Source organism: Butyricimonas sp. DFI.6.44, from assembly GCF_022132345.1.
In the GTDB taxonomy this organism is placed as follows: Bacteria; Bacteroidota; Bacteroidia; order Bacteroidales; family Marinifilaceae; genus Butyricimonas; species Butyricimonas muris.
In genome coordinates this window covers 1-20,191 of record NZ_JAKNJD010000017.1, presented here as the reverse complement: position 1 = coordinate 20,191, position 20,191 = coordinate 1, and the positions used below count along the sequence as shown (strand labels likewise).

Genomic DNA, 20,191 nt, shown 5'->3' with positions numbered 1-20,191 from the left:
CCGGATGAAAGAGATTTTGGAGTTGAAGGATATTTCGGCAGGTTACGAGCAGACGACCGTGTTGCAAGGAGTGAATTTGACCATACGGGAGAATGATTTTATCGGAATTATCGGGCCGAACGGGGGTGGAAAAACGACTTTGTTAAAGGTTATATTAGGGTTGATAAAGCCTTTCTCCGGGAAGATCATTTATCACACGTCCAAGCAATCGTTGTTCGGGTATTTGCCTCAAAACAGTAAGTTCGACGCTCGTTTCCCGATCAGTGTAAAGGAAGTAGTGTTATCCGGATTGATGTCCGAGAAAGGGATATTTCATTCTTACACGAAAGCTGACCGGGGGAAGGTGGATGAGATACTGGAAAAGTATGGCATGCTCAGATATAAAAATCGTCCGATCGGAGAGCTTTCCGGGGGACAGATGCAGCGGGTATTTTTGTGTCGGGCTATCATATCCTCCCCGAAGATACTGATTCTGGATGAACCGTCCACTTACGTGGATTCGAATTTCGAGATTGAGTTTTATTCTTTGTTGAAAGAGTTGAACGAGAAAATGAGTATCGTGATGGTTTCACACGATTTGGGAACTATTTGTTCCTACGTGAAGACTATTGCTTGCGTGAACGGGGGATTGCATTATCATGAATCGAACTTGATTACACCGGAACAGTTGAAGTTGTATAACTGTCCGATCGAGTTGATTTCCCACGGAACCGTACCGCATCGGGTGTTATTGGAGCACGACAAGGCAATTGAAAATTGAAAAAGCACTGTCCTTGTGCGGTGGGAATCTAAAATCATAAATCATAAATCTAAAATTACCAAGGTGTTTGAATTATTAAGATACGGTTTTTTCCAGAACGCAATTTTGTGCACGATATTGATCGGCGTGAGTTGTGGGTTAATCGGGACATATATTGTTGCCAAACGAATGGTTTTTATTAGCGGGGGGATCACGCACGCTTCTTTCGGGGGATTGGGATTGGCTTATTTTTTAGGTTTGTCACCTCTTTTCGGGGCTGCCGTGTTTGCCTTGGCAGCGGCATTTTGTATTTTATACCTTTCGGATAATAAGCGGTTTAAGGAAGATTCTTTGATTGGTATCTTTTGGTCGGCGGGTATGGCGATAGGAGTGTTGTTTATTTACCTGACTCCGGGATATGCGCCTAATTTATTGTCTTATCTGTTCGGGAATATTCTTACAGTCACAGGGGAACAGGTGATTCTGTCGGGAGTGTTGTGTCTGGCAATTATCTTGTTTTTTGCGAAGTTTTATCGTCCGTTGTTTTATATCGCTTTTGACAAGGAGTACAGTCGGACGCATTTTGTTGCTTTAAACGGGTTGGAGATTGGTATTACCGTGCTGATAGCCTTGTGTATCGTGCTGTGTATGAAGTTGGCGGGAATTATTCTGGTGATTTCTTACCTGACGATGCCTCAAGCAATAGCGGGTATGTTTTACAAGAACTTCACGAAACAATTGGTTTTATCCACGATTATTAGTTGCGTGGGTTCTGTTATCGGGCTTTTCGCATCCGCAGCATTGAAGCTCCCGTCCGGGGCAACGATTGTGCTTTGTTTTTTGCTGATATTTATTGTTTGTTATTTATTACGCCGCCGTAAATGAAAAGTCGAGCATTCGGCTCCTAAGGTCTATAAAGTCTGTAATCCAATAAATTAATGATATTCAATATAATGATACGCATACCACCCGCACGTTTGACCTTACGACCTTATGGACTTTTAGACTTTATGGACGAGAATGCGTGTTTTGACACGCACTCCTGTTCTTATTTGTGGTGGAATTTTTTCTTTTATTTTTTGTTCATCCTGTAACTCAATGCTCCGGAGGGACATTTATTGATTTGTGCTATTAATTTGTCTGTCGTTGCATTCTCGATCTTTATCCAAGGACGTTCTTGCGGGTTATATACCTTAGGTAACATTTTTACGCAAATCCCTGCGTGTTGACAGATTGAGGGTTGCCAGATAATGGTCAGTTCTCCGTTCGTGTATTCATACTTCTTTTCCATGATGTTTTGTTTTTATTTGATATTTATACCTCGCATAACAATGCGCCGCCATTCGGGATGCCTCTTTATATAGGCAGCCACGAAAGGACAAAGCGGTACTAGACGCAGTCCTTGACGCTCGATATCCTTTAGTGTTTTTTCGACGAGTTGTGAACCTATTCCACGACCTTCCAGTTCCGACGGAACTTCCGTGTGTGTAAGGTAGATTTCCCCGTTGATTGATTTTATATACTCGATTTTGGGTGTATAATTACCGATGCGGAACTCGTACTGTTGACGATGTATATCATCTTTTAATTCATAATCCTCTGTCATAACCTTAAATTTTAATGTCTATTGTAAATTAAACGTTCAGAATATGAATTTTGTTTTGATATTGTCCCGTTATTATTTTTAAAGAAATGGGATATATATAAAAAATCCCCTCCGTGTGACGGGAAGGGATTGGTTAGGACTATGCCCTGTTATTGATTCGATTATTTAATGTAGTTTTGAGCGAATGCACGTCCGGCACGTAATGCTTTGAGGTTCATTTCGACTACATCGCTTCCTTTGCGTTCGAAAATGGCAGTGATACCTTTTTCGAGGTATTCGAAAGGAATTTCGATGAAGGGAGAAGCAGCTCCCAACATCACGAAGTTGCTGGCACGTACGTTGCCGGCAGCTTCTTTGGCGATGCTATCGGCGTCGATAATTACTTGATGAGGTAGAGCCTTTAAGGTTGCCATCAAAGTAGCTTCTTCCGGGTAGTTCGGGATGTTGATGAACGGGGTTGCGTTGGTTACCACGTATCCGCCTTGTTTCAAGAAAGGAAGGTAGCGTAATGCTTCCATGGGTTCTACCGAGAGAATGATGTCTGCCGTTCCCTTTGCGATCAAGTCAGAGAATATCGGTTTGTCAGAGATTCTCATGAATGACTGTACGTCACCTCCGCGTTGGCTCATGCCGTGAGTTTCCGCTTGTTTCATGTACAGGTTATTGTTGAGGGCGGCAGAACCCAGTGCTGCTGCAATGGAAAGGATACCTTGTCCGCCTACGCCCGCTAATATAATGTCTGTCTTCATAATTTTAAATTTTAAATTTTAGATTTTAAATTGAATCGATTATGAGTCAATTTATTTTTTCTTTTTCTTGGCGTCTCTGGCGGCTTTCTGGATACATACTCTTCGCGGGATGATTACAGATACCCCCTTGTACTCGATCTCGTCACGGATGATCTTGCACAATTCGTCATGATTCTTCGGTACGGGAAGTAATACGCGGATGTGTTCCGGGTCAACACCGATACCTTTACAGATAGCTTCCAGATGTCCCAGTGCGGATGATTCCTGTCCTCCTGTCATAGAGATAGATTCGTTATCTGAAATGATAATCGTGATATTCGCTTTCTCGTTGACAGCATCCAACAAGCCGGTCATTCCGGAGTGAGTGAATGTAGAATCCCCGATAACCGATACTGCCGGGAATAATCCGGCGTCAGCCGCACCCTTTGCCATGGTGATAGAAGCACCCATGTCAACGCAAGAGTTGATTGCTTGGAAAGGAGGAAGTGCTCCTAAGGTGTAACAGCCGATATCGGAGAATACGCGAGCGTTCGGGTACTCTGCCACTACAGCGTTTAACGCGGTGTACACGTCTCTGTGGCTACATCCCACGCAAAGAGCGGGCGGACGGGGCACCACGATTTCAGGTACGGGAGCACCTTCAACGGACGGGAGCCCGAATGCTTTTGCCACGTGGTCGGGATTTAATTCCCCGTCTCTCGGTAGAGTCCCATCCAAGCGTCCGTGAACGTTTTCTTTTTCAAGGTAACCTTTCAAGGCTTCCTCGATAATGGGATAGCCTTCTTCGAGAACGAGTAATTTCTCCGTGCTCTCGGCTAATTTGGTAATCATTTTTCTCGGGAGCGGGTATTGGCTTACTTTCACTACCGGGTAAGGGCAATTACCGCCGAATACTTCCATCAGGTAGTTGTAACCGATTCCGCAGGCGATAATACCCATGGATTTGTCTGCTCCGTCGATGTATTTGTTATATGGTGAATTGTCAGACTCTTCCTCGAAAGCGATTTGTTTGTCCAACAATAATCTATATCTTTTCTTGGCAATAGCGGGAAGGAGCACGAATTGGCGTTTGTCTTCCGGCAGGCGCATTTCATTTTCGGCCTTTGCCTCACGTGGTTCAACACCGGCACGGGAGTGAGCCAGACGAGTCGTGATTCTCAATAATACAGGGGTTCCCAATTTCTCCGACAAGTCGAAGCCATAGCGAGTCATATCGTATGCTTCTTGTTGGTTGGAGGGCTCCAGTATCGGAATTAAAGCAAATTTGCCGTACATGCGGGAATCCTGTTCGTTTTGAGAAGAGTGCATGGACGGGTCATCGGCAGCGATGATTACCATACCCCCGTTAGCCCCGGTGATAGCGGCATTCATGAAACAGTCGGCAGCCACGTTCATGCCCACGTGTTTCATGCATACTAAGGCTCTTTTGCCTGCATAAGACATACCCAGTGCGGTTTCCATAGCCGTTTTTTCATTGGCTGACCACATCCGGTGAACGTTGCGGGCGATTGCCTGTTTCGATTCTTGAATGTACTCCGTGATCTCAGTTGAAGGGGTTCCCGGGTAGGCAAATACGCCGGATATACCTCCGTCTATGGCACCTTGTGCAATAGCTTCAACACCTAGTAATAGTTGTTTTTGCATAGTTGAAAGATTATTGATTTTAAGTTATTTATCTTTTTAGCTGGATGCAACTGTACGTTGCTGAGAGAAATTATCGGGAATAATCATTCCCGGGCGAGTTTTTATAGTCCCCCGAACAATTTTAACACTCCCACGATATAGGCCAAAACGAAATAATATTCTGATGGATCGTACATCACACTAATTTTTAAAACGTTTTCGTCTTTAATTTGCGACGAAGTTAGCATTAATATTTAATAAGAACAAATTTTTAAACAGAAGTCTTTGATAAATTATTTTTCTATTTTTGCACGATGGAATACTAGTTTTCTTATGTTTGTTTTATGTTTTTTTGTATATTAGTGCCCTTGAATTGCTTTTAATAGAGGGTAGTTATCAATTGACGATAAATTATGTTTGCACGATATAATAAATCTTTCTCAGCGAAATTAAGTTTCTATGTAATTTCTTTTATTACAGTGTTATCCGTTATACTTTTCGGGATATTTTATCATTATTCCACGAAAACGTTATCGAAGGAGGCGGAAGATAAAATTGAAACAATGGCGGAGATCGCTAATCTGAAAGTGAGTGCTTTGTTGAGTAAGGTGGAAAAGATTCCGGATAACTTGGGTTGGATGATTGTGGCATACGTGGAAGATCCGGATTCCTTGTTTTCAATAACCAGCCGGATCGTGAAAGAGAATGAAGAGATATTCGGATGCGCTATCGCTTTCGAGCCTTATTATTTTCCGTCGAAAGGTCATTATTTCGCTCCCTATTCTTTCATGAGTGGGGATACGGTGAAGACTATGCAGGTTGGGAGTGAGGATTATAATTATTTCGAGAAGGGATGGTATAAAGGAGCCCGGGAAACCAGATACTGGAGTAAGCCTTATCGGGATGCCGGGGATCCGGACGTGATAACTACTTCATACGCCGTGCCGATCCATGGGAAAGATGGGGAACTGATTGCTGTATTGTCGGTCGATTTGACGAATAAATGGTTGAGGGATTTGGCTAATTCGATGAAACCTTACGAGGGGAGTTACACGGTGATTATCGACAAGCAAGGACGATATATCATGCGTAAAGAAGGGGAAACGACTATCGGGAAAAATATGTTCCAGACAGCGGAATAGGCTTCGGATCCCAATGTTGCCAGACTTGTTCGTGAAATGGCGGCGGGCAAAAGCGGAAGTCTGGTAGTGAAGGATGAAAAGACATTGTCATACGTTTATTATACCGGAGTCTTTGCCACGGACTGGTATATGGCGGTCGTGTGCCCTTATGCTCAGGTATTCGGGAAGTTGAATAAGTTTAACATGTATATGTTAATCGGTTTCCTGCTGTTGTTAGTGTTTGTTTATATCATGTGCTTTGTAGCCGTGCGACGGATCACGAAACCGTTGACCCGTTTCTCCATGTCGGCAAGAAATATTGCCGGGGGAGATTTTAACACGCCTTTGCCGATTATTCGTTCTAAAGACGAGTTGGGTGAGTTGTACGAATCTTTCCAGTTTATGCAACACCAATTGACGGAATACGTGGAACGATTGCGGAATACCACGACTGCCAACGAGAAGATTCAAAGTGAATTGCGTATCGCCCATGATATACAGTTGGGAATGGTGCCGAAGCAATTTATTCCTCCTTCAGGCAGAGAAACAATAGATATACATGCGGTATTGCGTCCGGCGAAACAAGTGGGTGGTGATTTGTATGATTATTTCATGCTTAACGAGGACGAATTCGGGTTTGCCATCGGCGACGTTTCCGGGAAAGGTGTTCCGGCGGCCTTGTTTATGTCGACCACGATTAGTCAGATGCGTTCCGTGGCGATGTTAGATACTTCATTGAATTACATCGTAAATGTTATCAATCGCAGCCTTATTCGGAATGGTAACACGAGTATGTTTGTTACTTTTTTTGCCGGAGTACTGAATCTGAATACCCGGCGATTGAGATTCTGTAACGCGGGACATCCTTACCCGATAATTATTAAGCCGGATGGAACGGTGGAAATGTTTAAGACTGCCGATAATTTGCCTTTGGGCGTGTCTTCTGATTATGAATACGAGGAACAGGAGTGTTATTTCGCTTCGGGTTCTCAATTGCTTCTTTACTCGGATGGGGTAACGGAAGCCCAGAACGAGGATGCTAAATTCTATAAAATAGATCGGTTGTTTCAATTTATTGAAGAAAACAAGAATTTGTCTTCAAAAGAGTTGGTTGAGAAGATTATTGCTCATGTTGATGCTTACGCCGGAAAAGCGGAACAGTCGGATGATTTAACTGTCATGAGTTTGCGGTACGAGAAACAGAAAGGGGTAAGATGGTTGTAAATTTGGAAGGGGATTATTTTTCAACAATCCCCTTTGGTACACACGCACACTACTTATTATTTTGACCGTATTACAATGTCCACGCATGTTGCCGAACCGAAGAACTTTTTGGCAACCTCGTGTACTACCTTGGCATTCAGTTTTTCAATCGGTTTCTCGAACATCACGGGAGAGTCGATATCTTTTCCCGTTTCCGCATAATATCGTAAGGCTTCCTGCCAATGGGCGTTCCCTCGGTTTTCCAGCATATTGGCACGTCCTTTTTTCATCATTAATACCATATCTTCCACGTCTTCCTCGTTTACACCTTCGGCGACGAGTTTGTCAATTTGCTCGTGGACGATGGCACGCATCCGGTCGCCTTTCTCCGTGTTGCTCTGGAAGTTGACGGCAATGGCTTGCGTGTGTGTCGGGTAAGCGTTATATGATGCGGCAACGTTTACCCCGTAGGCACCGCCCTCGTCTTCCCGGATGATATTCTGGTAACGGTTCGAGAGCACGAAACGAATCACGTCGATAGCCAAATCCTCCACGGGTTTTAATTTCAGCGTGTTCGTGAACTCGATGTTCGTCATGTACTTGTTGTCCGGGATATTAGCCGTGATGGTTTCCGTGATGGAACCTTCCTTTTTCAAGTCGTGTTGTGCGGCTTTTTCAACCCGGTGAATGGACGGGATGGCTCCAAGGTATTTCGCCACCAGTTTTTGTGCTTCTTCCCGTTGGATATTTCCTACCAGATAAAAGGTAAAGTCCGAGGCATCTTGGAAACGGTCATGATAGATGGCGACCATTTTGTCGTAATTCATGGCATCGTAGAATTTGGCATCCTGTTTCCACAAGCGGGGAGAGTCTTTCACCCGTAACTTTTGCACCTGTTCCGCTATCGTGTCGTTTACCGTGCGGGGAGTGTTTTCCGCTTGTAGTCTGTTCAGGTACACGAATTTGTCAAAATCATTCCGGTCGAACCGGGGATGCTCGAAGAACAAATAGATGATTTGAAGTAACATTTCCATTTCGTTATTGTCACACACGCCGCTCACGCCCTCGAATGTTTCCCCGAGCGTGATATTGGGCTGCACGTGATGACCTTTCAGTATCTCCTGCATCATCTGCACGTTGTGCTTGTACAGCCCGGAATACATCGCTAGCGTTGATAATGCCGAGGCTGACGGCAGGTCTTCTGCCGGGAGCAATGACATCCCGCCGGAACTTTCGCCCAACAGGCTCACCTTGATTCCGTTTTGGTCGCTGAATTTGTAGTATACTTTGCAGCCGTTCGACAACGTCCATTCCTCGGCATCCAGCATCTTGATCGGTTTGGTTTTCACGATCTCTCCGCCTTTTACCTCGTAATCCAATAAGGGAACTGCTTTGATTTCTTCGGTAGCCTCGGCGGCTTTGACGTCTTTGGCTTCCTGCATGATAGTCATAATCTCCTCCTTTGTCGGGAAATCGTAATCCGGGTCGTTGCCCTGCATGATAAACACCCAGTTTTTGCTATTGCTGTTCCACGAGGCAATCCAGTCCTGTATGTCTTTTGCCGTGAGTTCAGACAGTATCTCCCTCGACAGGGCAATGTCTTCCTCGATGCTCGTGAGCGGCTTCCCTTCCAGAAAATTATTTTGGTACATTTGCACGTAAATCTCGTTCGGGAATTTGTCCTTGTTTTTTTCCGTCTCGTCCTGTCCGGAGAGATATACCGTGATCTGTTCTTTTACTTCTTTGTCGTTTATTCCATAGCGGTGAACGCGTTCCAGTTCTTCCATCAAATCTTTCAAGGCTTGCCGTTCCTTGTTTGGGTAGGCTTCCACGTATATATTCCAACGGTCGTAATTTCGCACCAGTCCGCTGAACCCGACCGTGGTCTGCACGAATGCGGGGTCTTGGGTTTCGATATACTTTTGCAGGTATTTCTGCACGATCTGGTTGTAGAACATATTGATTAGGTTGACCTTCATCATTTCCTGCAACGAGGTGGGTGGTGTCTGGCGCACCCGTTTAAGCAGCGTCATGGACGATCCCGTCATTTCCTTGTCGAACGCTTTCGTGTAGAACGGTTCGCTATTGTTCGGGATCTCGTACACCAACCGGGGTTTCGGATTCTCCCGTTTCGGGATGGGGTTGAAAAGACGCTGTATTTCTACCTCTATTTGGGCGGCATCGATGTCTCCGACAATGATCACGGCTTGCAGATCCGGGCGGTAGAAGTCGTTGTAGTAAGCCCGTAATTCTTCGGGAGTGAAGTTGTTTATGATTTCTTCGCTGCCGATGACGTTACGAGTGGCGTACTTGCTGTTGTTGAAGACGAAAGGGTCTGTTTGTTCTTTTATGCGGGCACCCAAGTTCCGGCGCATCCGGCGTTCTTCCCGGATAACCCCTCTTTCTTTGTCTATTTCGTCCGGCTTGAGCAACAGGAAGCCCGACCAGTCCTTCATCACGAGAATGCAGGAGTCTATCAGTCCCGTGTCGTTCGTGGGAATCCCTGTCATGTAGTACACCGTTTCGTCCTGTCCTGTTTGGGCGTTAAAGCGTGTCACTCCCCGGCGTTTCAAGAAATTGGGAATCCCTTCCTTGAAGCTCTCGCTCCCGTTGAAAGCTATGTGTTCCAAGAAATGGGCAAGCCCGTTCTGGTTGTCTTCTTCCATAAGCGCTCCCACGTTCTGCACGAGGTAAAAGTCTGCTTTCCCCGGCTGCATGGTCGTGTGGCGCACGTAGTAAGTTAATCCGTTGTTTAGTTTCCCGTGGCGGAACACGTTTGCATTATCTTGTGCGTGTAGTACTGCCGGGGTAAACAATCCGATAATACATATAAGAAGTAGTTTTTTTTTCATAAGCCTTGTAACGATTGTTGGATAGCTTGTTGGAGTTGTTGCATCTCCATTTTATTCTTGATTTGTGCGCTTGCCAAGAATGCTTGGTTATAGGATTGTTTTGCTTTGGCGTTGTCGCCCGTGTTTTTTAAGCAATCACCCATCATCATCAATAGGCGGGTACGGTTTGACGCTCCCACGTTGTCGAATGTGAGGGCTTTGGCAATCCAGTTAATACATCTCCGGTAAGCGTTTTCCGACAATTTGCCCTCGTACACGACGGCGATGTCTTGCAAGGGTTGAAAATAATCGTTTAACTCCGCCTTGTCGCCTTTTCCGTCAAGATAAGTATCCATCTTCTCGAAGAAAGTGTTTTCGTCATGACGGTAGAGGCTGTACGTGGCATCGGCAAGTAGCGTGATGGCATCCAGCACGGAAAGGTTTCCAAATGAGAATCCAGCGTAAACGTCTTTTAAATCTCCGTTTACCCGTTCGAGCCGTTTTTTATAATTCAGATCTCCTTTTTGGCAAAGTTGGATGACATACGAGTTGTTCAATGATACCAAGTAACGAGCCACGTTGTCTTTCCCGATTTCCTTGGCAAATTTGGGGTAGTTCTGTGCCATGTAATCGAAAATGGGGTCTTCCTTGGAAGTCGTGCGGTGGTACATGGTCAAGACCAGAAAATCGCCTTCGTTTACCATATTCTCAATCTTTTTATTTTTCAAGTATTCCGGGAATAGGCTTTCGATACGGGTTCCCCATTTCTGTTGGTTGTATCCCTCTTGCGTGGCTATAAATGCCGGAGCCTCGATCAACAATTGTTGTTGCACGTCAAGGTCATTTTTTTTCTTTTTATATTTCTCGTACAGTTGCTCGAAGCTTAATTCCTCGCCCGTGGCAATCTTTGCCTCTTTGATAAGTGATTCGGCAGGAGCGGCTCCCTGTACCCGGCGCATTTCTTTGCCGTCCCGGCTGATAAATACCATGGTCGGCAATGCCGTTACATTATATTTCTTTGCGATATCTTTGTTCTCTTTGGCATCCACGTCTACTTGTATGCATACGAAATGGGCATTGAAAAATTCCCCGACTTCTTTTTGCGTGAATATTTCGGTAGCCATCATTTTACATGGTCCGCACCATTCCGCGAAGAAATCCACGAACAAATTCTTTTTCTCTTGTTGTGCTTTTTGCAAAGCCTCGTCAAATGTACCTTTAAACAGCGTCATTTGAGCCGATAAGTTTCCCAGTACTCCTAATATTAGGAATACCATTAAATAAAATGTCTTTTTCATATTCTAATAATGTTAAATAAACAGAGGAAAATGAGGCCGTCTAACAAGTAAATTTACTTTAACTACCCCCTCTAACTCCCCCTTATACAGGGGGAGAAACCGCTTGGTAATCAACCCTCCCCCTGTGTAAGGGGGAGTCGGAGGGGGTAGTTGTTTATTGATAAAAGTCCTTTTTGGACAGCCTCTTTAAATTATTCGTCCGGCATAGGTATAGGGGCTTCTTCCGGAACATCTTTTAAGATCACCGTGAATACATCTTCGATAATCTTTGATCTTCCTTCATTCTCGACTTCTAGGGTCAGGAGATACGTTCCGACAGGTACTTCCGGGTTATATTTCACGCTAATTTGCCCGTGTCCTTTTACTTCGACATAATCCATAAACTTGGCTGCGTTTTCCGAGTTGTCGCTCTTTACGTCAACGACACGGAAATACAAGATAGCTGTTCCTTTAACTCCATCGATTTCGGATGAAAGATATGGAAGTTTATAATCTACTTTGTTTTTCCAAGTTTCGATATCTTTTTTCAGTATTTCCAGAGATTCGATACCCATTTCTGTTGCAAGATTATTTAGTTTCAAGGATAGTTCATCAAGTTCCGTTTGAAGGGGTGTTATCCCGTATTTCTCATCTACCTTTGCCGTGAGTTTTTCCCATGCATCAGGATCATCCCAAAAATCGTCTTCATCCGCCTCAAACCACAACTCATCGTCCCAATACTCATCGCTATTTTTGATGTCGTCAATTTGGTTATCAAGTTCTTCTATTCTGTCTTGAATTTCTTGACTTTCCAAGTAAAACGAAGCTTCTATGTTCTTCACTCTCTGTAACTCGTTTTCTGCTTTCGTGATAACAATCATAGTGTCATTGGGATACCCGGCTGTTTCACCTACAATCAAATATCCCACGGTAATATCATGGCATGCGTAGCATAATCCCGCGGCAACAAATGCCAGTAAATAGATCAATTTTTTCATTGTTCTTTCAGTTTAAAAGTTTCCCATCGCGAAGCCGTAATCCATGGAGTTTATCACTCCGGTTGTGGTCTGTATATCAGTAGAAGCAATCCTATGGTTGGATGAGGTGTTCCGTCGCCGGGCGATCCAAAGGACTTTGGCACCGGCATCTTTCAACTCGTCATAGTCACCCGGTACCATCCATGTAAAAATTTCGTCACCGTATAACGTGGTAAATGGCTTGCCTCCGCTTTCGACATACTTTTGGTCTACTAATAACCGATTCCCCCGCGGCATGTCTTTCAGCATAATCTTTTGTTCGGGTACGATTAATTTTTTTAGTATCGCGGCACAGCTATCTGCCGGCATATCTTCCACTTTGTTCCAATAGTCATTGTCATCTACCGGAATTCCAGCTTCTTTTTTAGTATCCAATTCGCTGTTATGTTGTAGCATAAATCTTGCAATGGCTATATCGGTAATACCGAAAAAAGTGATCTGCTTGTATTGTCCGCTGCCATCGAAACAGGACTTCATCCCGGCGTGTTCGATCATGATCATCGTGGAATCCCAATCCACGGTTTGATTCTCGAAATATTGCCACATCGTGCAATCGTGAACTCCGTTTGCTAATCCACCGTCAATGTAATTATAGTCGGTGCAGGAGTATAGGTTGACCAGTAACAGTAACGCTACTCCTTTTATTGTGTTTATTATTTTATTGTCCATATTGACCAGTATGTATTTTGTTTCATGAGTGTATTCTTATTGGATGCTTGATCGCTAATGGGGAGGTAAAGAGCCCCGTTTTTTATATCTTCCTCCTTTAAGGTAATATAATTTCCCTGTAATTCGTCACGAACGTACCCGTTTCTCACGATATCGTAATAGCGGCGAGTTTCACCGAACAATTCGCGGTCGCGTTCGTCAAAAATTTCTCTTAGCAGAGCTGTTTTTTCCTTGGAACCCGTGTAACCTTCAAGTCCGGCACGGTGACGGATGCGGTTCAAGTCTGCAACGGCGTCCGGCATACCTAAATGAGCACGGCATTCTGCTCTCAGTAGGATTAAATCGGCTAGCCGCCAGTATACCCGGTTGCCTTCCATAGCGATCAATTTCGTACCATCTTTATTGGTTTCGGGATTGACAGAATAAACGGGTTCGCGCCATTTATTGAGATAGGCATATAAGGGAATCCGCTCTTTATCTATATTTTCATCATCATCATCATCGTCATAAGGATTCTCTCCCAATTTGAGCCAGTACTCTTTGCGGCGTAGGTCTTTTTCGTCCGGGTACAATGCCTTCACGTCCTCCACGCTGATTTTGGTATTATCGGCACCTGTCTCGATTTCCCACGGATTGGTTACGCCATTGGGGAAATTGATCAGTTCAAATCCCGGATACTGTTTTAGTAAAAATACTATATCGTAGTTATCTTGATCCTGTTGGTTTGTTTCCAATGCAAAAATCACTTCTGTCACGTCGCGTGCACTTCCAAGTGTCTTCTCGACAAGATCTTTCATGCTCACGAGATCGTAAGTCCCTGCTTTGCCTTCAATCACGAGAGATGCTTCTTCCTCCGCTTTTTTCCAGTATTTGTCATCGTTGTACAATCCTCCCATCCATGCGTAGATATTAGCGAGTAACGTGTGAACCGATCCGATACTGGCGTATTGTCGGCTATACACTTTCTCTCCTTGGGCATCAGTCAGTTTGTCGTGTGTCGGTAGGATCAAGGCTGTTTCCGCTGCACGGATAGCGTACGCCAGAATCGTGTCCACCGGGCTTTTGGCTTTAGGAGAGGGATCCTCTGTCCTGGGGGCTATCGGGGCATCGCCCCATTGTCTCGCGATCTCGAAATACATCAATCCCTTGATGAAATTTGCCTGGGCTATCCAATAATCAGCACGTTCTTCTGAAACATTCTCGAAACGATGCCTGTTATCTTCCAGCATATTTGCCAAATAAATGGTTTTATAATAGTCAGACCAACCTTGTATGTGTTTTACAATTTCCTGTTGTTCGAAATTTCGGAACGGAAAATTTCCACTGGAAGCATCCGTACAATATAGACCGGCAACATCTAATTGAGACAAACTGGGATTTGCTAATATTGTTCTTTCAAAACCAAGCATAGTGATGAAAATATCTTCAATATCTTGTTCGCTTTGGAAATAATTGCGATAAGTCACGGATACTTCCGAGTCCACGTTCAACCAATCGTTGCACGAGAACAGGGGGAAAAATAAAATGAGAATTAGTATTTTTTTCATAATCATAAACTTTAAAAATTAACGGTTAATCCGATAGTAAATTTGCGCGGTAGTGGATAACCATTTAGTCCATCGATTCCCGAGGTTATATCTATGATTTCCGGATCAACCCCCGAATAGTTCGTGAGTAAGAATAGATTTTCTCCCGTGATGAACACGCGTGCGCTTCTGAGCCCGAGTTTTTTTGCGAACTGTTCGTGCAGATTGTATCCCAGCGTGAGTTGTTTCAGGCGTATCATACTTACATTTTCGATATCACAATCATATCGTCCGTTATATTGTGTTCGTTCTCCGTGTTGTATCAAGTAGGGATACTCGGGATTTTTACTGTCCGGACCTGTCCATGACGATACTTTCCTGATATCAAGATTTAGGGCACTTCCCTTATCACTGGGTTGGATTTCTATATCGTCGTATACTTTCAATATATGTCTTCCCAGCGAGTAAGTGAAGAATATGTTTACATCAAATTGTTTCCATTTGATTTCGTTGATAAACCCTCCGTGTGCAAGGGGAAGGGGACTGGCAGCATAATACATATCGTTTGATGAAATCGAACCGTTATTATCCAGGTCGAGAATTCTTCGAGTACCGGGAGTGAATATCCCTCCTACCAAGCTTTTAAGTGGTTGAGGTACACCCCATGCAGACGCGTAAATGGGAACTTCGTCCATCGAGTTGTAGAACCCGTCTGTTTTATATGCTTTTATATTGTACAATCCTTTTCCAATGATATTTTCATTAAAATCGTACCCGTCACTACTTTTCTTGAAGCGGTTCCAGTTGCGGGTAGCGTTCAGTTTCATTCGCCATTTCACGGTTGTTTCCCGGAAGATGTCGGCAGTCAATTCCAGTTCCAAGCCTTCGTTTGATGCGCCTAGTGCATTTTGCCACTGGAAGGTCTGGAAATTCAAGTCTCCCGGAAGAGTCATCTGTTGCAGTTGTCCCTTGGTATTCCGGTAGTAATAATCCAAAGTGAACTTGAGGCGGTAATTAAGAAAACTTACGTCCAATCCGATGTCATATTGGTCCGTTTTCTCCCAGCTTAACTTCTGGTTCAGTAATCCTCCCTCGGTATCTGGTTGCATACCCTGGTTGCCCAAGAACACCTGATGTGAACTCGAGATTAAACCGTGGGCGAGATAAGGTTGTGAGAATTTTTGTCCTGAACGTCCCCAGCTTGCGCGGATTTTACCGAAACTCAACCAATAGAGGGGTTTCATGAACGATTCGTCCGAGAATGCCCAGCCCGCGGCAACGGAGGGGAATGTAGCCCACCGCACGTCCTCGCCGAATACAGATGAACCGTCCCGGCGAATGGTCGCTTCAAACATATATTTTTCTTTGTAATCATACCTTAACCGTCCGAAGTAACTGTTCATGCGTTCTTCTTGGAGGCTGGAATTATATTCAAAAGCGGATTTATATTGCGGTGCTTCGTCTTTGTTCGAATTGATATTGTTCACTCCGTTAGTTCCTCCCCAGATTCCGCTCGCGTAATGAACATAATCGTTCGGTCCGCCGATGGCTTTCCCCTGGTTCGAGTAAGATTGGTCTTTTTGAAAGGAGAGTCCTAACAGAATGTTAAAGTGGTGGTCTTGCTTGATCTTGAAATCATAAGTCAATAAGTTTTCGTTCAAGATGGAAATGTTTTTCGTGATTGTTCCTTTGCTTGTGGAACGGTGGAAGTCTTTGTCCAGCGTGCTTGGTTCGAAATTATTCTGATTTTGTTGATTGTAGTCAATAGCGCCCGATACACGTAGATTCAGACCTCGTATGATATTATAATCCAGCACGAGATTGTAACGGAGTGAATAACTCTGGTTCTTTTCGATCTTCGAGTTCAAGTCTTTTAACATATATTCTTTAACATAATCTTCACCGGGTAATAAAGAAGATTGATTTTGAAGTTCGACAGATATTCCCTCTACTTTTTGTCCGCTACCGCCTTTTCCTCCGCGGCTGCGGTCGCTATAAGAAAGGGAAATCTGATTGTTAAGTTGAAGGCGTTTCGTGGGATTTGCCTGGACGTTTGAGATCACGTTCACCCGTTCGAATCCGCTTGACAGCATGATACCTTCCTCCTTGTAATAGCCGGCGCCGATCATGTAATTCATGGTTTCACTTCCACCGCTTGCCTGTAAATTCGCATTGTACACGTTGGACGTGCGGAATGAGTATCTCCACCAATCCGTGGAATTGTTGTAAAATTCGTTCAGACTGTCTTGTAATGTATAGGCATTTCCTGCTCCGGATTTGTGTCCGAAGAAATAGTTGTACACGGGGTCTGTGTTCGTTGTGTATTTATATACCTCTTCGTAGGAAGTCGGCATAACCCATTTCCCGTCGGCATTCTGGTAAGGGTTCACCGTGTTGCGCAATGCGTTTATGTTATACCGGCGAACTAAATTTCCACCGCTATGGTCGGGAGCTTCCGGTAGCCATGAAACAGAATAGGAGGCATTGGCTGTAAATTGGGCTTTACCCGAGCGTCCTTTCTTCGTGGTGATCAAGATGACTCCGTTTCCGGCACGGGAACCGTAGATGGCTGCCGATGCTGCATCTTTCAGTACTTCGATAGATTCAATCATAGAAGGATCAATATCGGAAAGGGTGTTCGTGCCCGTAATTAGAGAAGTGAATGCTTGCATGGGGACTCCGTCAATCACGTAAAGTGGAGTTCCGTATTTTCGGTCGTCTCCTTCGCCGCCATTATTATCGTTCCCTTTCGTGAAGAAAGAGTTATATCCCCGGATAGCCACGATGGAACCACCACCTCCGGGAGCACCGGAAAGGTTGTTGACTTCCACACCTGCCATGTGACCTTGTAACAAGCTTTCCAAGCTATGCGTCGGGAGTTCTTTCATCTCGTCGGCTTTCAGCGTGGAGATGGAACTGACCAGAGTCCGCTTTTTTTGTGAACCGTAGGCAACAACTTGTACCTCTTGCAATCCGGAGATGTCTTCCTGCATCTTCACCACGATTTGTTTTCCCTCGGTGTATTGTACTTTTTGAGTTTTAAAACCGATGAACGAGAACACGAGTGTTCCCTTGGGCATAGGCAAGGGCAACACGAAATGTCCGGCGGTATCCGTGGCTGTTCCCACGGTGGTGCTGTCGAGCATAACGGTTACTCCCGGCATGGGCAGGTTCTTTTCGTCCACTACTTTTCCTTGGATGATGTACGATTTCTTCTTGTCGTCTTTCGCCTGTTCCTTGAAAAGGATGATTGTCTTGTCGAGTACCCGAAAACCGAATCCCGTGCCTTTCAGGCAAGAGGTCAGTACTTCCTCGATGCTAGCCCTCTTGAGGTCTAACGTGATATTCGAGATTTTTTTCACGGCGATGTCGTCGAAGAAAAAGCTATACTCTGATTGCGTGCGAATGGAGTTCATCACGCTCTCCAGAGAGGCGTTTTTCACCTTCAAGTCCAGTTTTACATCCTGCGAGTAAGTGGCTGCAGAGATATGCATCACGCCGATAAATGTAAAAATAAGGCACAATTTCATAATTCTAAATTCTTTTTGCCATAATCCTCCCGAGGAATGGCCGTTACTGTTCATTTTTTTCATACATTTGTAATGTTTTAAATGGAAACTAAAACAATTTTAATAGAACATCCGGTGTTAGCGCACCGGATGCTCTCGTTTTTATTACTTCAGCTGTACTGATACTGTTCTCTTGTTCACGTTAAATATTACTCTCTCGTTATTTTCTATTATTTTCAATATTGCGTTGAAATCTTCGGTTTTGTTGATGTCCCCCGTGAACCGGATGTCTTTCGCTTCCGGGTTAAGGTAGAACACGTGCAGGTCGTACCACCGGGACAGGATGTTGAACAGTTCTTCCAGTCGGGTATTCCGGAAGGCGAAGCGTCCGTCTTTCCATGCCGTGTAGAGGTACGTGTTGACCTCTTGTTTATAGAGTTTTCCGGTTTCTATTTCGAGGGTTCCCTGTTCCCCGGGAATCAGCCTTATCTGCTGTTTGTATCTTGCCGATTGCATGATAACCGAACCCTCGACCAGCGTGGTCTGCACGTTCTCTTCATCCGGGTAAGCCCGGAAGTTGAATTCGGTTCCCAGCACGGTAACCGAGGCTTTCGACGACACGACAACGAAGGGTTTCTCTTTGTTCGGGGTTACCGTGAGGAAGGCTTCCCCCTCGAGGAAGATTTCCCGTTTGCTTCCAGTGAAGCGTACCGGGTAGCGAATTTCAGATTCGGCGTTCAACCATACCTGCGTGCCGTCGGAAAGTGTCAGGAAATATTCTCCTCCCCGGGGTACTTGCAAGGTGTTGTATATCGGGGTGGTTTCACTGATCAAGGTATCTGTCGGTGTAAGATAGGATACTTTGCTATTTTGTATCTTGACAATCATTCCGTTCTGTTCCTGCAACGGGGTGAACGTGCTGTCGGATAATACGATGCGCTCTCCGCCTCCCATGGTCAGTATCGCCTTGTGGCTTCCGGGTGTGATTACCTCCGATATGGCAATCACGGGTTCCGGTTGTTTTTCACGCAACAACAGGACGAGGGCTAATCCCAAGGGCAGGATAAGGATCGCCGCGTAGCGGACGAATGTCTTGATGGAAAAACGGGTTCGTTTACGACGTGTCGTGATGAATCGCTCGTAATCGCCGAGCCTGTTGACGGCGTTGTAATCCGATAGTTTTTGTTCCAGATAGCTGCCTTGCTTGAATCCCTCGTATATTTCCCTGTTTTTCTTCGAGGCGGCGAGCCATTGTTCCAGCGTACCCCGTTCTTTCTCACTGGCAACCCCTCGCAGGGAGTTCGTGATGGCACGGGACAGGCGGAATATGTTTTTCTCTTTTTGAGTCATTGGGGTTGTTCTTTCTTGTAAAACCCCCGAGTGAGAAAAAGAGTGAGTGAAAATATGATTTTTTTTGAAATATTTTTTAGGACATGGAATATCAGTTGTTTACAACCCCATTTTTTCCAATATGAAAAGGAGAATACTTCTTTCCACGATATGTACAAGGCGATCGTGGAGTATCTTTTTGCCGCTTTGTTTATGCGATTTGACCGTTTCGATGCTGATATGTAAGTCTGCGGCGATTTCCGGGTTCGCTTTCCCTTCCAGTATCAACTTGAATACCTTCTGGCATTGGTCGGGCAAAAGTTCGATTTCCTGCACGAGCAGCGAGTAACATACTTCCTCTTCCAACACCCGGTTGAAGTAGGTCTCTTCTTCCGAGGGTTCATCCCGGTGGGCGTCGGAATATTCCTGTTTCACTTTCTCGTGGCGCAGGTGTTTCAAGCATTTGTTTTTGACGGCAGTATAAAGATAGGCTTTCAGTTCGTCGGGCGTCCCGAATGTTTTGGCGGATTCGATCAAGGCGAGGAATATTTCTTGAACGATATCCTTGTCGGCTTCCATGTCGGGGACATAATTTCTCGCGAACAAGACTAGCGGGGTGTAGTGTTGCTCGAATAATTCCCGAATTGTGTCACGTTCGCTTGGGGAAAATGTGTTTGATATTCCTCCGTTTGATTGTTTGTTATCCATATTTTGCCGTTCCTGTTTGTTGATAGATATTCCCTATCTAGGACAAAAATAGTAGAAAAACTGTAAAATTCAAAATTGTAGTTCATAAAGTCCTTTTAAAGGAACACTCATCGGGTTCCCGTGTCCCCATGCCGGGCAGATAAAATCGGCTATCGCGCGGAAGGTGGGGGAGAACATTCAAGTGCTGGATTACACGCATTGAGAATGAACTCCGCGGCACTCAAGCGTTGACTTTCCATGTCCCTATATTCCGTTCGGTAGCAA

At 44.7% G+C, this 20,191-nt stretch carries 16 protein-coding genes; 4 read left to right on the top strand and 12 right to left on the bottom strand.

Annotated elements, in window-relative coordinates; translation table 11 throughout:
* The first annotated feature begins 4 nt into the window (after positions 1–4).
* The gene (locus L0M98_RS20010) at positions 5–760 is read left to right on the top strand and encodes a metal ABC transporter ATP-binding protein (protein WP_227217465.1); all 756 of its coding nucleotides are present in this window, start codon (positions 5–7) and stop codon (positions 758–760) included.
* A gap of 63 nt (positions 761–823) precedes the next feature.
* Positions 824–1,624 carry a metal ABC transporter permease gene (locus tag L0M98_RS20005; protein WP_099293983.1) on the top strand — a complete coding sequence of 267 codons (801 nt, stop codon included), beginning with the start codon at positions 824–826 and terminating at the stop codon, positions 1,622–1,624.
* 187 nt (positions 1,625–1,811) lie between these two features.
* Here L0M98_RS20005 and L0M98_RS20000 read toward each other — a convergent pair whose 3' ends face one another.
* The 4 genes from L0M98_RS20000 to L0M98_RS19985 all read right to left on the bottom strand — a co-directional run bounded on the left by L0M98_RS20000 (position 1,812) and on the right by L0M98_RS19985 (position 4,738).
* Complete coding sequence (locus tag L0M98_RS20000; RefSeq protein ID WP_227217466.1) at positions 1,812–2,030, bottom strand: (4Fe-4S)-binding protein; 219 nt, start codon at positions 2,028–2,030, stop codon at positions 1,812–1,814.
* A 12-nt stretch (positions 2,031–2,042) separates the two neighbouring features.
* Positions 2,043–2,345, bottom strand: a complete 303-nt coding sequence (locus L0M98_RS19995; RefSeq protein ID WP_227217467.1) for a GNAT family N-acetyltransferase — start codon at positions 2,343–2,345, stop codon at positions 2,043–2,045.
* Between the two features lie 161 nt (positions 2,346–2,506).
* Positions 2,507–3,094 (bottom strand): indolepyruvate oxidoreductase subunit beta, encoded by a 588-nt coding sequence (locus L0M98_RS19990; RefSeq protein ID WP_099293979.1) that lies wholly within the window; start codon positions 3,092–3,094, stop codon positions 2,507–2,509.
* A 51-nt stretch (positions 3,095–3,145) separates the two neighbouring features.
* Positions 3,146–4,738, bottom strand: coding sequence for a thiamine pyrophosphate-dependent enzyme (locus L0M98_RS19985; RefSeq protein ID WP_227217468.1), 1,593 nt, complete (start codon positions 4,736–4,738; stop codon positions 3,146–3,148).
* A gap of 542 nt (positions 4,739–5,280) precedes the next feature.
* Between L0M98_RS19985 and L0M98_RS19980 the strand changes: the two genes are divergently transcribed.
* Positions 5,281–5,859 carry a PDC sensor domain-containing protein gene (locus L0M98_RS19980; protein WP_227217469.1) on the top strand — a complete coding sequence of 193 codons (579 nt, stop codon included), beginning with the start codon at positions 5,281–5,283 and terminating at the stop codon, positions 5,857–5,859.
* 36 nt (positions 5,860–5,895) lie between these two features.
* On the top strand, positions 5,896–7,062 hold the full coding sequence (locus tag L0M98_RS19975; protein WP_227217470.1) for a SpoIIE family protein phosphatase: 1,167 nt from the start codon (positions 5,896–5,898) through the stop codon (positions 7,060–7,062).
* Between the two features lie 56 nt (positions 7,063–7,118).
* Here the strand turns inward: L0M98_RS19975 and L0M98_RS19970 are convergent, their stop codons facing one another.
* From L0M98_RS19970 to L0M98_RS19935, 8 genes are all read right to left on the bottom strand, one after another.
* Positions 7,119–9,893, bottom strand: coding sequence for a M16 family metallopeptidase (locus L0M98_RS19970; protein WP_227217471.1), 2,775 nt, complete (start codon positions 9,891–9,893; stop codon positions 7,119–7,121).
* Entirely contained in the window at positions 9,890–11,170 is a 1,281-nt protein-coding gene (locus L0M98_RS19965; RefSeq protein ID WP_227217472.1) for a thioredoxin family protein, read from the bottom strand. Before L0M98_RS19965 ends, L0M98_RS19970 begins: the two co-directional genes overlap by 4 nt.
* A gap of 191 nt (positions 11,171–11,361) precedes the next feature.
* Complete coding sequence (locus L0M98_RS19960) at positions 11,362–12,147, bottom strand: hypothetical protein (protein WP_227217473.1); 786 nt, start codon at positions 12,145–12,147, stop codon at positions 11,362–11,364.
* Positions 12,148–12,159: 12 nt separating this feature from the next.
* The gene (locus tag L0M98_RS19955) at positions 12,160–12,855 is read right to left on the bottom strand and encodes a hypothetical protein (protein WP_227217474.1); all 696 of its coding nucleotides are present in this window, start codon (positions 12,853–12,855) and stop codon (positions 12,160–12,162) included.
* Complete coding sequence (locus L0M98_RS19950; RefSeq protein ID WP_227217475.1) at positions 12,840–14,402, bottom strand: RagB/SusD family nutrient uptake outer membrane protein; 1,563 nt, start codon at positions 14,400–14,402, stop codon at positions 12,840–12,842. Before L0M98_RS19950 ends, L0M98_RS19955 begins: the two co-directional genes overlap by 16 nt.
* An 11-nt stretch (positions 14,403–14,413) precedes the next feature.
* Entirely contained in the window at positions 14,414–17,974 is a 3,561-nt protein-coding gene (locus L0M98_RS19945; RefSeq protein WP_227217476.1) for a SusC/RagA family TonB-linked outer membrane protein, read from the bottom strand.
* Positions 17,975–18,055: 81 nt separating this feature from the next.
* On the bottom strand, positions 18,056–19,240 hold the full coding sequence (locus L0M98_RS19940) for a FecR family protein (RefSeq protein ID WP_227217477.1): 1,185 nt from the start codon (positions 19,238–19,240) through the stop codon (positions 18,056–18,058).
* 99 nt (positions 19,241–19,339) lie between these two features.
* Positions 19,340–19,927, bottom strand: a complete 588-nt coding sequence (locus tag L0M98_RS19935) for an RNA polymerase sigma-70 factor (RefSeq protein ID WP_227217478.1) — start codon at positions 19,925–19,927, stop codon at positions 19,340–19,342.
* Between the last annotated feature and the right edge of the window lie 264 nt (positions 19,928–20,191).

Bases quoted from the DNA above. Each gene is read 5' to 3' on its own strand.
- L0M98_RS20010 (WP_227217465.1), top strand. From the start codon at position 5: ATGAAAGAGATTTTGGAGTTGAAGGATATTTCGGCAGGTTACGAGCAG.
- L0M98_RS20000 (WP_227217466.1), bottom strand. From the start codon at position 2,030: ATGGAAAAGAAGTATGAATACACGAACGGAGAACTGACCATTATCTGG.
- L0M98_RS19995 (WP_227217467.1), bottom strand. From the start codon at position 2,345: ATGACAGAGGATTATGAATTAAAAGATGATATACATCGTCAACAGTAC.
- L0M98_RS19990 (WP_099293979.1), bottom strand. From the start codon at position 3,094: ATGAAGACAGACATTATATTAGCGGGCGTAGGCGGACAAGGTATCCTT.
- L0M98_RS19985 (WP_227217468.1), bottom strand. From the start codon at position 4,738: ATGCAAAAACAACTATTACTAGGTGTTGAAGCTATTGCACAAGGTGCC.
- L0M98_RS19980 (WP_227217469.1), top strand. From the start codon at position 5,281: ATGGCGGAGATCGCTAATCTGAAAGTGAGTGCTTTGTTGAGTAAGGTG.
- L0M98_RS19975 (WP_227217470.1), top strand. From the start codon at position 5,896: ATGGCGGCGGGCAAAAGCGGAAGTCTGGTAGTGAAGGATGAAAAGACA.
- L0M98_RS19970 (WP_227217471.1), bottom strand. From the start codon at position 9,893: ATGAAAAAAAAACTACTTCTTATATGTATTATCGGATTGTTTACCCCG.
- L0M98_RS19965 (WP_227217472.1), bottom strand. From the start codon at position 11,170: ATGAAAAAGACATTTTATTTAATGGTATTCCTAATATTAGGAGTACTG.
- L0M98_RS19960 (WP_227217473.1), bottom strand. From the start codon at position 12,147: ATGAAAAAATTGATCTATTTACTGGCATTTGTTGCCGCGGGATTATGC.
- L0M98_RS19955 (WP_227217474.1), bottom strand. From the start codon at position 12,855: ATGGACAATAAAATAATAAACACAATAAAAGGAGTAGCGTTACTGTTA.
- L0M98_RS19950 (WP_227217475.1), bottom strand. From the start codon at position 14,402: ATGAAAAAAATACTAATTCTCATTTTATTTTTCCCCCTGTTCTCGTGC.
- L0M98_RS19945 (WP_227217476.1), bottom strand. From the start codon at position 17,974: ATGAAAAAAATGAACAGTAACGGCCATTCCTCGGGAGGATTATGGCAA.
- L0M98_RS19940 (WP_227217477.1), bottom strand. From the start codon at position 19,240: ATGACTCAAAAAGAGAAAAACATATTCCGCCTGTCCCGTGCCATCACG.
- L0M98_RS19935 (WP_227217478.1), bottom strand. From the start codon at position 19,927: ATGGATAACAAACAATCAAACGGAGGAATATCAAACACATTTTCCCCA.